The sequence below is a fragment of the Dyadobacter soli genome, assembly GCF_900101885.1.
GTDB lineage: Bacteria > Bacteroidota > Bacteroidia > Cytophagales > Spirosomataceae > Dyadobacter > Dyadobacter soli.
Window position 1 is genome coordinate 44340 of the sequence record NZ_FNAN01000017.1, and the last position, 15341, is coordinate 59680.

10 protein-coding genes are annotated in these 15341 nt (G+C 52.1%); 6 read left to right on the forward strand and 4 right to left on the reverse strand.

Going from position 1 to position 15341, the window contains the following annotated elements; translation table 11 throughout:
• Nucleotides 1-187: 187 nt before the first annotated feature.
• From BLQ88_RS25585 to BLQ88_RS25605, 5 genes are all read left to right on the forward strand, one after another.
• Nucleotides 188-4153: a hybrid sensor histidine kinase/response regulator transcription factor gene (locus tag BLQ88_RS25585; RefSeq protein WP_229212861.1), complete on the forward strand. Its 3966-nt coding sequence runs from the start codon at nucleotides 188-190 to the stop codon at nucleotides 4151-4153.
• Nucleotides 4154-4211: 58 nt separating this feature from the next.
• On the forward strand, nucleotides 4212-4760 hold the full coding sequence (locus BLQ88_RS25590; protein ID WP_090155801.1) for an RNA polymerase sigma-70 factor: 549 nt from the start codon (nucleotides 4212-4214) through the stop codon (nucleotides 4758-4760).
• 51 nt (nucleotides 4761-4811) lie between these two features.
• Nucleotides 4812-5780, forward strand: a complete 969-nt coding sequence (locus BLQ88_RS25595; RefSeq protein WP_090155802.1) for a FecR family protein — start codon at nucleotides 4812-4814, stop codon at nucleotides 5778-5780.
• 34 nt (nucleotides 5781-5814) lie between these two features.
• On the forward strand, nucleotides 5815-8454 hold the full coding sequence (locus BLQ88_RS25600; RefSeq protein ID WP_229212862.1) for a TonB-dependent receptor: 2640 nt from the start codon (nucleotides 5815-5817) through the stop codon (nucleotides 8452-8454).
• Nucleotides 8455-8597: 143 nt separating this feature from the next.
• Complete coding sequence (locus BLQ88_RS25605; RefSeq protein ID WP_090155804.1) at nucleotides 8598-8879, forward strand: transcriptional repressor; 282 nt, start codon at nucleotides 8598-8600, stop codon at nucleotides 8877-8879.
• A gap of 36 nt (nucleotides 8880-8915) precedes the next feature.
• On the opposite strand, the gene BLQ88_RS25610 is transcribed toward BLQ88_RS25605, so the two are convergent.
• Nucleotides 8916-10370, reverse strand: a complete 1455-nt coding sequence (locus BLQ88_RS25610) for an RtcB family protein (RefSeq protein ID WP_090155806.1) — start codon at nucleotides 10368-10370, stop codon at nucleotides 8916-8918.
• Between the two features lie 101 nt (nucleotides 10371-10471).
• Here BLQ88_RS25610 and BLQ88_RS25615 point away from each other — a divergent pair, with 101 nt between their 5' ends.
• A complete protein-coding gene (locus BLQ88_RS25615; RefSeq protein ID WP_090155808.1) occupies nucleotides 10472-11503 on the forward strand; it encodes a helix-turn-helix transcriptional regulator in 1032 nt (343 codons plus the stop codon).
• 34 nt (nucleotides 11504-11537) lie between these two features.
• Here BLQ88_RS25615 and BLQ88_RS25620 read toward each other — a convergent pair whose 3' ends face one another.
• The 3 genes from BLQ88_RS25620 to BLQ88_RS25630 all read right to left on the reverse strand — a co-directional run bounded on the left by BLQ88_RS25620 (nucleotide 11538) and on the right by BLQ88_RS25630 (nucleotide 15328).
• Nucleotides 11538-13208, reverse strand: coding sequence for a hypothetical protein (locus tag BLQ88_RS25620; RefSeq protein ID WP_090155810.1), 1671 nt, complete (start codon nucleotides 13206-13208; stop codon nucleotides 11538-11540).
• 161 nt (nucleotides 13209-13369) lie between these two features.
• A complete protein-coding gene (locus BLQ88_RS25625) occupies nucleotides 13370-14218 on the reverse strand; it encodes an NHL repeat-containing protein (RefSeq protein ID WP_090155811.1) in 849 nt (282 codons plus the stop codon).
• A 162-nt stretch (nucleotides 14219-14380) separates the two neighbouring features.
• Complete coding sequence (locus BLQ88_RS25630; protein ID WP_090155813.1) at nucleotides 14381-15328, reverse strand: endonuclease/exonuclease/phosphatase family protein; 948 nt, start codon at nucleotides 15326-15328, stop codon at nucleotides 14381-14383.
• Between the last annotated feature and the right edge of the window lie 13 nt (nucleotides 15329-15341).

The following is a 15341-nucleotide window of genomic DNA, read 5'->3' on the forward strand; positions in this document are numbered from 1 at the left end:
GTTATTATATAGGATTAATTAAGACTGCCGCGAAGTTCAGGGTTTAGCGGGTAACGGGATGATCGTTTTGTCTCAATTTTGAATCAAAATGTCTCACCCCTTGTTTTTATGATTTAACTAAGATTTTAGTGGATATCTTTACATGCCGGTTATGCCAGGTTATGTGTTTTATATGTAGTTTAAATTGGTGAGAGCATTTGTTTCCATCCTGCTTCTTTTTTTAATCGCCACGCAGGGTTTTGCGCAGGATATCCCATTCTATTTCAGGAATTACCAGGTTGCCGACGGCCTGTCGGGCAATGCCGTGGGCGAGATGGTCCAGGACAAAAAAGGCTTCATGTGGTTTGCGAGCCGCAATGGCCTCAACCGCTTCGACGGCCATAATTTTCGCGTTTTTCAGAGCATTGCGGGCGATTCGCTGAGCCTTGGGAGCAACTCCATTTTTGCATTATACGAAGACGCCTCCGAGAAACTCTGGGTGGGCACGCACAAGGGTGTGTACCGCTACGACCCCGTGGCCGACCGCTTCGACGCGTTCAAACTGATACCCGCCGGTGAGGTGCTCGAAATCCGCGGCGACCGCAACGGCAACATCTGGGTCATCTCCGATCTCACATTGTATCGCTACCACGTACGTACGGGCCGGCTCGCGCGCGTCGACCTGGGCGGTAACCAGCCTGTTTCACTGCATATTTCGCCCGCAGGAACCGTTTGGGTGGCTTGCAACAACGGAGTGGTGCGTCAGTATCACCAGGATACAGGCCGTTTTGAGGCATTCAATCTGGGCGAACTGTCCGGGATCAGGGAAATTTACGGGGCTACTACCCTACACGCCGTGGGCGATTCTTCGTTGCTGATCGGCACGATGAAGAAGGTTTTACTTTTCAATTTTGTCAAAAAACAGGTGCGTAACCTGACCGCTGCCGGGCTGCCGGGCGAGGATGTGCAGGTGCATACGATCTTCCGGAAAAGCGATCGCGAGTTCTGGCTCGGTACCGAGTCGGGGCTTTACATTCTCGACCTGATCTCCGGCCGATCCCAACACATTGTACGCGAACAATTTAACCACTATTCCATTACCGATAACATCGTCAATTCCATCCTGCGCGACCGTGAGGGCGGCATCTGGATCACGACGCAGTTTGGCGGTATCAACTACTATTCGACCCAGTTTAACAACTTCCGCAAGTTCTTTCCGAAACCCGGCAACAGCATCAGCGGCAACATTGTACACGAAATTACCAAGGATAAGTACGGCCATTTGTGGGTCGGTACCGAGGATGCGGGACTGAACCGGCTCGACATTCACACCGGCCAGTTCAAAGCCCTGCTGCCCGACGGGCGCCCCGGCAGCATTTCCTACCGCAACCTCCACGGCATGGTGGTCGACGGCGACGAGCTGTGGGTGGGCACCTATGAACACGGCCTCGACGTGATCGACCTGCGCACCCAGCGGGTGATCCGGCATTACAATGCATCGTCGGACCCGCGTTCGCTGAGCAGTAATTTTATCGTGACCATGTACAAGACCCGCAACGGCGACATTCTCGCGGGCACGTGGATCGGCCTTTGCAAATACAACCGCGCCACCGACGATTTTACGAGAATTCCATTCTTTAACTCTCAGGTACAGAGCATTCATGAAGACGCCGAGGGCACGTTATGGGTGGCGAGTTACGGTCGCGGAGTCTCTTTCTTTAATCCTAAAACACAAAAGAAAGGCCAGCTGCGGTACAGTGCCGACCAACCCGGCGGATTGGTCGATAATTACGTCAACAGCATTTACCAAAGCTCGGACAAAAGCATCTGGCTCTGTACCGAGCACGGGCTGTCGCGCTATAACCCGGCAACCGGAAAGTTTCGCAATTACCGAAAGACCAACGGCTTACCCGACAACCAGGTTTTCCGGATTCTGGAAGACGACGCTGGAAACTTCTGGATCACCACTTCGCGCGGGCTCGCGAAGCTCGACGGCCGCACCGACCGTTTCACCAATTTCCACATGCGCAACGGCCTTCCGACCGATCAGTTCAACTACAATTCGTCCTATAAAGACTCCGACGGCACATTGTATTTCGGTACCGTCGCGGGCATGGTGGGTTTCAAACCGGCCGCATTATTGCGGAATGCGTTCGTACCGCCGGTGTACATTACCCGCTTGCAGGTCAACAACCGCGACGTGGACATCCGGCAGGAAGACGCGCCGCTGAAACAATCGATCGTTTACGCGAATGAGATTACCCTGCCCTACCAGAGTTCGAGCGTGAGTTTCGATGTGGCGGTGCTGAGCTACGTTATTCCGGAGCAGAACAGTTACCAGTATCAGCTCGAAGGCCTCGCCAAAGAATGGGTGCCCTTCCACGGCGACCGGCGCATTCAGTTTGCCAAGCTGCCGCCCGGCGATTACACATTAAAAATCCGCGGCGCCAACAATGACGGCCTTTGGAATAACCGCGAAACGAGGCTGCGCATTACCATTTTGCCGCCTTTCTGGGCTACCGGCTGGGCATATCTGTTTTATGTGGTGCTGACCGTGAGTATTATTGTCGTGATTTTTCGTTACTATTTTCTCGCCCTCCATGAGAAAAGCCGGCGGCAGATCGAGACGATCGAAATGGGGAAAGAGCGGGAGATTTATAATGCCAAGATCGACTTTTTCACCAATGTAGCCCACGAGATCCGCACGCCGCTGACGCTGATCAAGATGCCGCTGGATAAGCTGCTGGCCACCAGGAAGTCGGACTTGGAAATGATAGAGAGTTTGAACATGATTGATAAAAACACCTCCCGACTGATAGACCTGACCAACCAGCTCCTCGATTTCCGCAAGGCGGAGGCCAATAATTACAGCCTTAATTTTACCAAAACCGACATTAACGACCTGCTGAGCGACGTTTTCAGCACATTCCGTCCGGCGGCCGAACAAAAGCAATTGCAATACAAACTCGAACTGCCCCGCATTACCTTGCAGGCATTCGTGGATGAAGAGGCTTGCAAGAAAATCGTGAGCAACCTCGTGAACAATGCGATCAAATATGCCGAAAGCAGCGTCAAAGTGAAGCTTTCGCCGTTCAACAGCGACGATCTTTTGTTCCACATCGAATTTACCAACGATGGCCCGCTGATCGGCTACGACGACCGCGACCGCATTTTCGAACCGTTCTACCGCGCCGAGGGCAGCAGTAAGGAACCGGGGACGGGCATCGGCCTTCCGCTCGCGCGCTCGCTGGCGGAGCTGCACAAAGGCACGCTCGAACTGAAACGCTCCGAGCTGGATCAGAACACTTTCCTGCTTTCCATCCCGATCCACCAGGATTACGAGCTGGATTTGCATAAGGAAGACGAAAACCGGGATGGTGCAGAAGCCGACGATTCCGAGCAAACTTCGGGCAATCCCAACAAGCCCAATGTGCTGCTGGTAGAAGACAATACCGAAATCCTGGGTTACCTGGGCCGTGAACTGAGCCTGGAATACAATATTTTCCGGGCCGGCGACGGGCGGCAGGCCATCGAACTTTTGCAGGAAGAAAATATCCATCTGGTAATCAGCGACATTATGATGCCGGTCATGGACGGCATTGCATTGTGCCGCGAAATGAAGAACGACGTGCGTTTCAGCCACATTCCGATCATATTACTGACCGCTAAAAATTCGATCAGTTCGAAGATCGAAGGGCTCGAAGTGGGCGCGGATGCATATATAGAAAAGCCTTTTTCACTGGATCATTTGTCGGCGCAGATCAGCAACCTGCTCCAAAACCGCGATATCATCAAGGATTACTTCGCGCGCTCGCCGCTTACGCACATCAAGGGCATTGCATTCTCCCGCGCCGACAAGGATTTCCTCGAACAGCTCAACGCCATCATCACCGAGCACATCGCCGACAGCGACCTGGACGTGGATATGCTGTCGTCCAAAATGAATATGAGCCGCCCTACCCTTTACCGGAAAATCAAGGGCATTTCGGATATGACGCCGAACGAACTGATTAACCTTTCGCGCCTCAAAAAAGCGGCAGAACTGCTTGCCGAGAAGAATTATAAGATCAACGAGGTGGCAGATATGGTGGGTTACAGCGTGCCTACCAACTTTTCGCGCGATTTTCAGAAACAATTCGGCGTTAGTCCTTCCGGCTACGTGAATGCGTTGTAAGTTATCCGATTTGTGATACATTTGCACATTATTTGAATTAAGTCTAAATAGTGATCAAATGAATCATCACTCCTTTCCGGACGATGAGCAGCCTTTGCAGGAATACTTTTGCAACCTTTACGAGCGGTTCTGGCAGCGGATCTACCGCTATTGCCTCTCGCATTTGCGCGACGAGGAACAGGCCAAGGAAGTAACGCAGGAGATTTTCTTTGCGCTCTGGGAAAGGAGACATTCGCTGACGATACGCGGCCAGGAAGAAAATTACCTCATCCGCGCCGCCAAGTACAAGGTGTTCGATCATTACCGCCAGCAAGCCAATACGCCTTCTCACGAACCAGCCACCGAATCGGCGCATTCCGAAAACCTGACCGAAAACCAGGTGTATTTCAATGCATTGGTCAATAAAATCAATGAGCTGGTGCTGTTTCTGCCCGGGCAATGCAGGAAAGTGTACGAGCTGAGTCGCGAGAATGGGCTCAGTAACAAGGAAATAGCTTCTTCTTTGCAAATATCGCCCAAGGCGGTGGAGTACCACATTACCCGCGCATTGCGCCACCTGCGCGAGAATCTTCCCGAATATTCCGAACATTTTTCCAACCGGACTTAGGGTAACGCGCTTCCCTACCGACTACCTCAGTGAAAAGCATTCACTGAATTCATGGAAATCACCCCCGAACTGTTTCGGAAATACCACGCAGGACTTTGTACTCCGGCCGAACAGGCGGCTATCAGGCAGTGGCTTGCGAGCAGCGACCTCGAAGCGCACGACGACAGTCCGTCCGAAAACGAACCAATCGCCGGTTTCGAGATCTGGACCCGGCTCGACGAGCAGATCGCCGAAAGTACCGTGCCCGATCAGCCGGAAACCTCGTGGAGCAACCGCCTCCTCTCCTACCTGAGCGCCGCGCTCGTGGTGCTGGGCCTGGGAACCGCATTTTATTTTCTGACCCAAAAAAGGGCCGTCAACGCGGTAGCGCATCATAAAACTTCGTTTCAACCTACATTAATCACCGTCCGCACCCGTGCGGGCGAGATCCGGAAGCACCATTTGCCCGACGGCACCACCATTACCCTTAACGCATCGAGCCAGCTCAGCTATCCTTCGCTGTTCGATGATACGCTTCGAAGGGTGCAGCTGAGCGGCCAGGCGTTTTTCGAAGTAGCCCGCGACACATTACGGCCCTTTGAAATACATTCCTCCGGCTATGTTACCCGCGTGCTCGGCACCGCATTCGATTTGAAGGCTTACGCAGGCGAGCCCGCAAGCCTGCTCGTCCGTGAGGGAAAAGTCCGGTTTTCAAAGAATGCGCAGTCCGTATTGCTGACGCGCGGCGAGGCGGTGCTGGCCAATGGGGCCGTATTCGAAAAAACCGATTTACCAGACGACGTTGCCGGTGCCTGGATGGAACAAAAGCTGGTTTTCAACAATGAACCTTTGAGTGCAATCGCGCATGACATTGCCCGGCGGTATGGTGTGGAAGTTGAGATTCGTGACCCGGAACTGGCGGCGCATCTGTATAAGGGTAAGTTTCAAAACCCTTCTTTAAAAGCACTGCTGGACGATCTCGGCTATGTGATGAATTTCAAGTATGAGATCAATGGCAACACCGTGGTCATCTTGAAGTAACGCCCATTTCATTTAATAACTCCTATCCATTTATATGAAACCTCTACGAACGCGCTCACACAATCGATTACCCATCAATGCATTACTATTTTTCTCATTGTTACTAGCAGGGCAAATGGCTTTCGCCCAGCAATCGGTACTGGACAAAAAAGTGAGCTTGCATTTCAAACAAACCAGCCTCTCGGCTATTCTCGAAAGCATTGAAAAACAAACCGGCGCCAGCTTCTCCTACTCCGCCGACCAGCTCGATACCCGCAAAAAATACAGCATCGAAGCAGAAAGCAAAGCCCTGAGTACCGTGCTGGAAGAATTGCTGGGTAATGCGGCCCGCGGAATGAAAGTCCGGGGTGAGCAGATTATGATCCAGCCATTGACCAAAACCGGCAGAGGTTCCGTGAAAGGCAAGGTACAAACGCCCGACGGCAAGCCTGTGGAGTTTGCCAATGTGCTTGTGAAAGGGACCGGAAAAGGTGCCCAAACCGACGAGAACGGCCATTTTATCATTAACGACATTCCCGAAGGCGAGCACAGCCTGCTCGTGCAGCACCTCGGCTTCACCTCGGCCGATCAGCCATTTACCGTGCAAACCGGCGAACAAACCGCATTACCACCCGTAACTGTGCAGGAAGGCGATAAAAACCTGAACGAAGTGGTCGTTTCGGCCGGGCGCGTACGTGAAAGTCTCAATTCGGTACCCGCGTCGATCGCCGTTTTGAAAGCCAAGGAAATCCAGGAGCAGGCGACGATCAACAATTCCATCGCGGCGATTCTTGGAAATACTATTCCGGGTTTGGGAATGCCGAACAATAAGGCGACCAACACCGGCCAGACGCTCCGCGGCCGCAGCCTGCTCGTGCTCGTGGACGGCATCCCGCAATCGACACCGCTCATGAATGGTAACCGTGACATCCGCTCCATCGACCCCGCCGTGCTGGAACGCATCGAGGTCGTGAAAGGCGCTACGGCCATTTACGGCAACGGCGCGGGCGGCGGGCTGATCAACTACATTACCCGTAAACCTACCGAGAACAAGGCCATTGGCGGCATTACGCAGCTGGGTACGCACGGAAATGTGTTCCACATGGCCGACACGCCGGGTTACCGCATTTCGCAAATGCTGCAAGGGAAGATCAACAAGTTTTCCTACGTCGTGAGCGGCCTGCTCGACCGCACGGGCGTATACAAGGACGGCGAAGGCGAAGTGATCTCGACCTCCAACGGGCTGGGCGAAACGCGGCTTTACAATGCCTATACCAAACTTTTTTATGATTTCAATGCCAATAACGAGCTCGAATTTGCATTCAACCTGTTCAGCAGCAGGCAGTATACCAAATATGTGAATAAGCCGGGCGTCTACGGCGAGACGCCGACCATCGCCGTGCCGGGTGTGAGCCCGGGAGAAGCGGAAGGGACGCCGTTTAACTATAATCTCTCGCTTCGTTACCAGCGCCGCGAACTTTGGGGCAAAACCAGCATGGATGTAACAGCGTATGTGAATGGTTTTGAGTCGATGAATGCCTACACTGCCTCCACCACCGGCTGGTACGGACCGGGGCAAACGCAGATCACTTCGCGCAAGAAAGGTTTGCGGGCCAATTTTTACACCCCATTTAATGTCAATCCCAGCTTCGGAGGCGGCGTAACCTACGGTATCGACATCCTCGGCGACGTGACCAACCAGGTACTCACGGACGGCCGCGTGTATGTCCCCGACATGAATATGACCAGCATAGCGCCTTACGCACAGGTCAAACTCGAAATTTTGAAAGACCTGACCCTGAAAACCGGCGCACGTTTCGAGAATATCGGCATCGATGTGAAGGATTACAGCACACTGGCCAAGGGCCCTAATGGCGAAGGCGCCGTAGCCGTGAAAGGCGGCAAGCTCGATTACAAGGCATTGAATATGAATGCGGGATTGCGCTACTCGAAATACAGCCTTTTCAATCCGTTCTTCAACTTTTCGCAGGCATTCGGTATCAGCGAACTGGGCCGCATTTTGCGCTCCGCGACGACTAATACCATCGCTAACCTGAACACGAAACCCATTATCGTGAACAATTACGAGGCCGGTTTCAGCAGCCAGTACAAGTTTGTACAGTTTACGGCCGCCTATTTTGTGAGTACTTCCAAACTCGGCGCCGATATGGTGACGGTGAATGGCGTGATGACGCCGCTCCGCTTACCGGAAGAAATTAAAGGCTACGAGTTCACACTCGATTTTCAACCGATGGATAACCTGTCGTTCGGGGGAAGCTATTCTTATGTAGAAGGCAAAGCCGACCAGAACGACAACGGCAACTTCGACGACGCCGAAGACCGCTACCTCACCGGTGCCCGCATTACCCCGCCCAAAGCGACGGCATTTGTCAAATACCAGCCTACCGACAAATTGAACCTAAACCTGTTCTGGGTGTATTCCGGCAACCGGAAGCGTTTCGACAAGCAGGCCAATGGCAAATACGGCAATGGCGAAGGTCCTGTCGACGCCTATGATCTGTTTAACTTGAATGCTTCCTACGAGTTCAGCAAGCACATCCGCGCGGCGGTAGGGATCGAGAATTTGTTTAACAAAACCTATTTCAACACCGTGAACCTGTTCAGCGGGCAGGACCTGGAATACACCCGCGGCAACGGCGCGCGGTTCAGTCTGAATTTGTATTACAATTTTTAAAATTACGGGAATGTATTGGGGAAACGGCCTGCGGAAATGCGCAGGCCGTTTTTATTTGCCGGGAAGGTTACGGTTGTTACCGTTTTACGCTACTAATGGGTATGATTTTTTCATCATATTCCGCCCATTCATCAACAACCGCAATGTCCCTGTCCGACCTGCTTCTCCGCTATTGCAGCCAGAACAACATCCGCTACGCCGGCAAGCGCATCACAGTAGCCCTCCACCTCGACCAGCACAACGAATACACCGACGGCGACACGCTCTGGCGCTCGCTACGCACCAGCGGCGTAAAAATCAGCCCTGCAACGGTATATGAATCATTGAACTGGCTGGTAAATGCAGGGTTCGCAGAAAGGAAAGTTTTGGATGGGAGGAGGAATGTGTTTAGGGTGAAGAGTTTGAAGAAAATGCGTTTAGAGTGAGTGAGCGGTCCGCCGCTGCGGTTTCCTTTTCTATTTCTAATCTTCCGCTTTCTCTTTCGGATCTGCCATACGGACGATCCGTGGCTGGAATTTCGCCAACACATCCACCAGCGTAGTTTGCGCGGCCATTACTGAATGAATGTCTTTGTAAACCATAGGCGCCTCGTCCAAACCGGAACCGATTACGGTCACCCGGTTGGCTTGCAAATTCCTGTCGACGTCTTCCCGGCGGATCGTCTTGAAAGCGGCGCTTCTGCTCATAACCCTGCCTGCGCCATGCGATGCCGACTGGATGGATGACGCGTCGCCTTTTCCCCTGACCACAAAACCGGGCGTGCTCATCGAGCCCGGAATGATTCCCAACACGCCTTCACCCGCCGGCGTTGCACCTTTTCGGTGAACCATCACCTCGGTACCATCCGCAAGCTTTTCTTTCCAGGCGAAATTATGGTGGTTCTCGATACGCATTGCCGGAGCCGCATTGAGCGCCAATGCGATCTTGTTATGGATTTCGTGGTGATTTGCCGAAGCATAATCCCCTGCGAGATTCATCGCGAGCCAGTACTCCTGCCCTTCTTCCGTATGCAGGTCGAGCCATGCCAAATGTTTCGCCTCGTTCGGCAATCGGGTTTTCTCCATGGCAATTTTGGAATAAACATCCGCGATATTGCCTCCGAAACCCCTGGAACCCGAGTGCGACAACAGTGCCAGGTAGGTTCCGCCCGGGATTCCTTCCAGCGCATTGTCCGCTACCGAAAGCTCGCCCCATTCTACAAAATGATTACCCGTACCGGATGTTCCCAACTGGTTGTATGCCTTCGTTTTCAAGGCGCGGATCGCCTTGGTGGCGTTCCACTCGGCGCGGTCGAACAGCGTGGTATCCAAATGCCTTGCGGAGGTCGATCCGATACCGAAATGCGTATGCTCTCCCAGCAGTTTTTCAAGTTTCCCCTTTTCTGTATCGACTACCGAGGCAGGCATGTCAAAGATGCTCAGGCACATCCGGCAGGCGATGTCCACGCCGACTGCATATGGAATGATCGTATCGGCCGTAGTGGCCAGCACCCCGCCGATCGGCAGCCCATATCCCTGGTGTGCGTCGGGCATAAGGGCGCCGCCAACGGCGATGGGTAGCTGAATCGCCGTTTTCATCTGTGCCAATGCGCCCGCCTCAATATGTTCCAATCCGAATACCGGGAAATCCGCTACCTCCTCTTTCAGTTTATGGACGCTGCGCACCTGCTTTACAAACCGCCCGTCCTTGCGCAGTTCGATTACCCGGTCGGCTATGTTCTTAAATTTCCCATTGCGCTTTAATGCATAGGGCATAGGGTCGGCGATGAGGGCTTCCAGGTTGGTAAGGATACTTGCCTTGTTCATTACCTCGTGTTTCAAAAGCCCGTTAGCCACGCGGCTGAATGCCACCAGCAATTCCAGATCTTCGATTCCCAGGGCTCCTATTTCACCGTTACTGATCTTTTCTTTTTCCATGACTGCTTTGTTCCGTTTGATGGTTACAAAGCAACCGGGCTACTGCGCAGTCTTTTTGCGCAGTAGATTTTATTTTAATATTTTTTCAAAAAAATCTGAATATGCCTGTAAACCGCAATGCGCTGATCCGCTACCGGACGATTGACCAATGCTTACAGAACCGCTTCCGTAAATGGACGCTGGACGACCTTATCGAAGCTTGTTCGGAAGCATTATATGAATTTGAGGGTATCCGCAAGGGCGTCAGCAGGCGATCGGTGCAGGCGGATATTGAAATGATGCGCAGCGACAAGCTTGGCTACGAGGCGCCTATTATCGTGGTCGATAGAAAATATTATACCTACGGGGACAAGACGTACAGCATCACCAATATCCCGCTCACGCCGCAGGATATGCGGATTCTGGGTGAAGTATCGTCATTGTTGCAGCAATTCAAGGGATTCAGCCACTTTGCCGACCTGAACGAAATGGTCAGCCGCCTGGAAGACAAAATCCACGCTCGGCGCACGCACAGTATGCCTGTGGTAGATTTTGAAAAGAATGATCATTTGAAAGGTCTCGAACATATCGAGGTGATCCGGCGTGCGATTATTTCAAAAACGGCATTATGCATTACTTACCAGTCTTTTAAAGCGCGGCAGGCCAGTACTTTTTGTTTCAGCCCCTTTTTGCTTAAAGAATACCGCAACCGGTGGTTTGTGCTAGGCCAATCGCATCAGCACCATTCCCCATTGCTAACGCTGGCGCTCGACCGCATTCAGACATTGCAGGAAGAACCCTCGGAGCCCTATCAGGAAAATACGTCCCTCGACCTCACGACACATTATAATGATGTAATTGGTGTTACCAAAACGGCCGGGCAGCGAAACACCGAGGTCGTATTTCGCATTCACCACGCCCACGCACCCTACGTGATCACGAAACCGCTTCATGCTTCGCAGAAACTAATCGGCAGTGACGCGGAAGGAAAGATTTTCAGCATCCGGGTAGTGCTCAACTTCGAGCTTGAACGTGAGCTGCTGGGCTTTGGTGATAAAATCAAAATACTCGGCCCCCGGATTCTCAAAAAACAGATCCAGGCACAACTGGCAAATGCATTGGAGCATTACAAAGTATCAGAGCAGCCGGTTTGACGGAGCCATCCCGGCCGTTCTCACATCAACCGACCTACCACCCCTCCAAAACCGCCTCCACCTTCTTCCTCACCACATCGCTGTCGCTTTTCAGAAATGATTCCAGGTAGGTTTTGCAGCGCGCGGTTTTGAGCCGCGCGATCGCGTCGAGGTACACCATGGTGTTCATATCTGAATTTTTCCGCTCTTTTTCGCAGGCGGTGATGATCGCTTCGAGGGAGGCCGTGTCGCCCAGAGTTGCCAGCCCGCGTGCGCCCGCGCGCATCAGGAGGATGTTGTGCTCGGGGTCCATTTCTAATGCGTCGCGGAAAATCGGGAGATGTTTCGGTTGAGGGTAGGTTGCCAGGTAGTTCAATGCGCTCACGCGGGTCAGGTACTCGTACTCCTCCGTGGAGCGGTAAACAGCCTCGGCGGTTTCCTGGTAGTTGTCCAGTCCGCAACCGGAAGCGAGATCGAAAGTTTCGGCGCCGATGAGTGCGCGGTTACCGATAATCGCCGGCAGCTCCGCTTTCAGGAATGGCGAACAGGTTCCCGTTAATGTCCTGCCGGCTGCCCATCGCACGTGCGAGTTCCCGTGAGCAAGGTATCCCACCAGCAGTTTTTGCGACAGGCTGTCCTCCCGCCCTTTCAATGCCGGCAGCAGATTGCTCAGTACATCCGAGTTTCGGATGCTCACCGCCGCCTTCTGCAAATGGGGCAGCATGGCGTTGCGGAGAATGACCGAGTCGCGAAAGAAGTTGAAATAGTAGGCTTGTTCTTGCGGCAATAACGGCAGGCGATCCAGCCAATCGATCACTGTTTCTTCGTAACGCGAACTTTTCAATGCATTCAAAACGTCAGCGTCCGTACTTCCTTTTTTGGCAAGCTGCGATACAAATGCGCGGTCCGAAGGCGTGGGGCTATCGGCCAGTGCGTCTAATGCGACTTTCCGGGTGGCGGCGCTGTCGAGGACCGGCTTCAATATCGGCAGCAGGTTACCGATTTGCAGCGCCTGCGCGGGGACGATTGCGTAACCCTTTACATTCACAGGCCAGGACGTTATCGCTTTTCGGAGTATTTTCTCAGATTTGGGGCTCGTGCCCGTATATTCCAGCGTCTGCACCGCGTATATGCGCTCGCCCAGATCCTTGCTGTCGGCAAAGCGGTAGGCCGTTTGCCGCAGCGAATCTTTGGGCAGTGATAGCAGCAAAGGGAACAGGTAGTTCCCAGCTTTGGCATTGTTCCGCACTACCCATTGAAAAAGATCGGAGGTATGGTCGTAGCCCAGGTGCATGAGCCCCATTCCCAGCCAGAGCTCCGCTTCCGGTAATGCTCCGGCCCGCAAGTCTCTCGACAGCCTGTTCCGTTTTGCAAAATCACCCGACGCGGCAACCATCAGATAACCCAGCATGCGCTTATCCGGCCGTTTCGCATCGAGGAGTGTGTTGATATTAGCCTTGTAAGCTTCCGTTTTTTGCATATACATCAACGGAAACTTTGTCATTTCCTGTCCTTTTAAAGCGGCGCTGAATTGCATCACCTGGTTAAAGGGCATCAGGAAACGGCCATATTTTTCAAACAGCCCCGACACCGCCACCGAATCAAACCCTGACTCGGCCGCTTTCGCGAATGCGCGTTCGAAGTTCTCGGCCTGCTGCGCGCGGGCAGGGAAAAAAGCAAATGCAAAGACGATCAGGCAGCCAAGCGAAGCAATTCTTTTTTTCATGACTTTTATAAAAAGGTTACCCGGCAAAGCTCAGGATCAGCAGGGAGTATTCCTTTGATAAAAGTCAAAAAATGGCGTGGTTCGGAGGGGCACAAAAAAACAAAGGCTGCCCGCGCCAATGGAACGCCGGACAGCCTTTTGATAATGGTCGATATGCGACTTTACTTGATCGTGAACGCTTTAACCGTGTTGTGGAAAAACGTAGGAACGAACAACACCTTCGTTTTGGGATTGTACCCGACGTCGGCCGAGTTTATTTTCTGTGGCGACGTATCCGATTTCAGTTCGGTGGTTCCGTCAGCTTTGACGTGCCAGATTTTTCCGGCCCATTCGGTTACGATGTAGCTCTTGTTGCCCAATGCCACGATTCCGTCGATACCACCCGAAACTTTTGCAATGGTGGTAAGCTTCTTCGTTGCAGGGTCCATGCTGAACAAAGTACCGTCGCCATTTCCGATCAGCAATTGATTGTTTTCAAACAATAACCCGTTGGTACCTTTCAAAGGATCACCTTCGGAAACCAGACTTACCTTGCCGTCGGTAACAGACCATACCTTTCCGTGGCCGGAATCGGTGATATACACAACGCGCTTTTTGGTATCCACGGTGATGTCATTCAAAAACTTCGCCCCTTCGACAGGATAGCGGTTAAGGATCTTACCGGTTGCCAGGTCTATCTCAGCCACTTGCGTCATTTCGGTAACATACAATTTGTTGCCCAGTACACCCATTCCTTTCGTCGAATTGAGGCCTTCGGCGAATTTCAACTTGATCACCTTGCCGTCCGGTCCCACTTTCGCAATAAAGCTGTTTTTGTTTTCCAGACTCGGACCGCCATTGATACAGGCGACATACAGGACATTCTGGCCCGGCTCATACAGCACGCTTTCAGGTGTCCGTAAGGTCGTATCAGACTCCCAGGCAGGTGTTAACTCGATGTTTTGTGCTTTACTGGTGGACAAACTGCATGCAAGTGCGCCTGTCAGCAGGAAAAGTAAGGATTTTGACATAGTTTAAATTGTTGAGATTTTGAGCAGTTAGCTGCGTGTCAATTTAGCAAACTTCTCTTGCAAATGCATCAGAACGGCCATCCGGTGTGAATAAAACGGGCATTTTCTGCTTCGCAGGCCGTCAATCGTTGACTGTCCTGTTAGTTGAAACCGTATGTGTTACTACGGCTCTCGTCTTGGATCGGCATCATCGACGTAATCTTTTACGCTGATTTTTATCATGTAGTGATCTGATAGAAAACGGTCATGTGAGGTCAAATCGGAAGATCGGAGTACATACTGACGACTATATTTAAATTCCGGTCTTCCGCGCGGTACGAATATTCTGTCAAATGGCGCTTCGTTATAGTCTTTACTCCAATAAGTTGCAGCATCATTATTATTCAGGTCTACGAATCCACGAGTGACGAAGGTTTCTATTGCCGGTTCGTCATTTCGCAAAATGTTCGTATCTCCCAATAAGATCAGGCTGGGGTCGATGGAATCTCTAATCCTGTCGATAGCCTCGCATAATGTCTCAGCCTCTTTTGCTCTTACAATTCGGTTGATAGTAACTCCGCCATAGTTTGATTTCATGTGCAGTGGTATAACCGAAATGGTTCTATTCTCTGTCTGCTTCGTCCATTCACCATTTTCAGAACGTCTCCAAACCTCAATCTCAGTTTTGAAATGGATAAGGTGAGGCTTGCGGTCCCAAAGTCGATAATCCCCGTCCGTGTGTTTTACATCTAACGGCTTTATTTCTCCGATTGTCAATCTCTGAGTGTTCCATAAAACTGCACACAGTTGGGAACCGTCCCCAGCCTGACGATTCGGGAGGATAAAGTAGTTCCATGGCACATCCAGATGCTCCTCCAACAGGTAGCAAACAACGTCCAGGTCCGAATTTCTCCGGCTTCCAGTATGTGCTCTGCTGACGATCACCGGTTGGCTATCGGATAACCGAACCTCTTCGTCTAATGCAGTTACATAGATTTCCTGAAGCACAAGCAAGTCGATCCCTGCCATTTCAATATGGTCGGCTAACGCATAAGCACTTTGCTTTCTTTTGGCTCTCGGCTGTCCGGAAAGGTGCTCGATATTCCAACTGGCGATTTGTAGAAAACTCATAATTTTCTGGGTT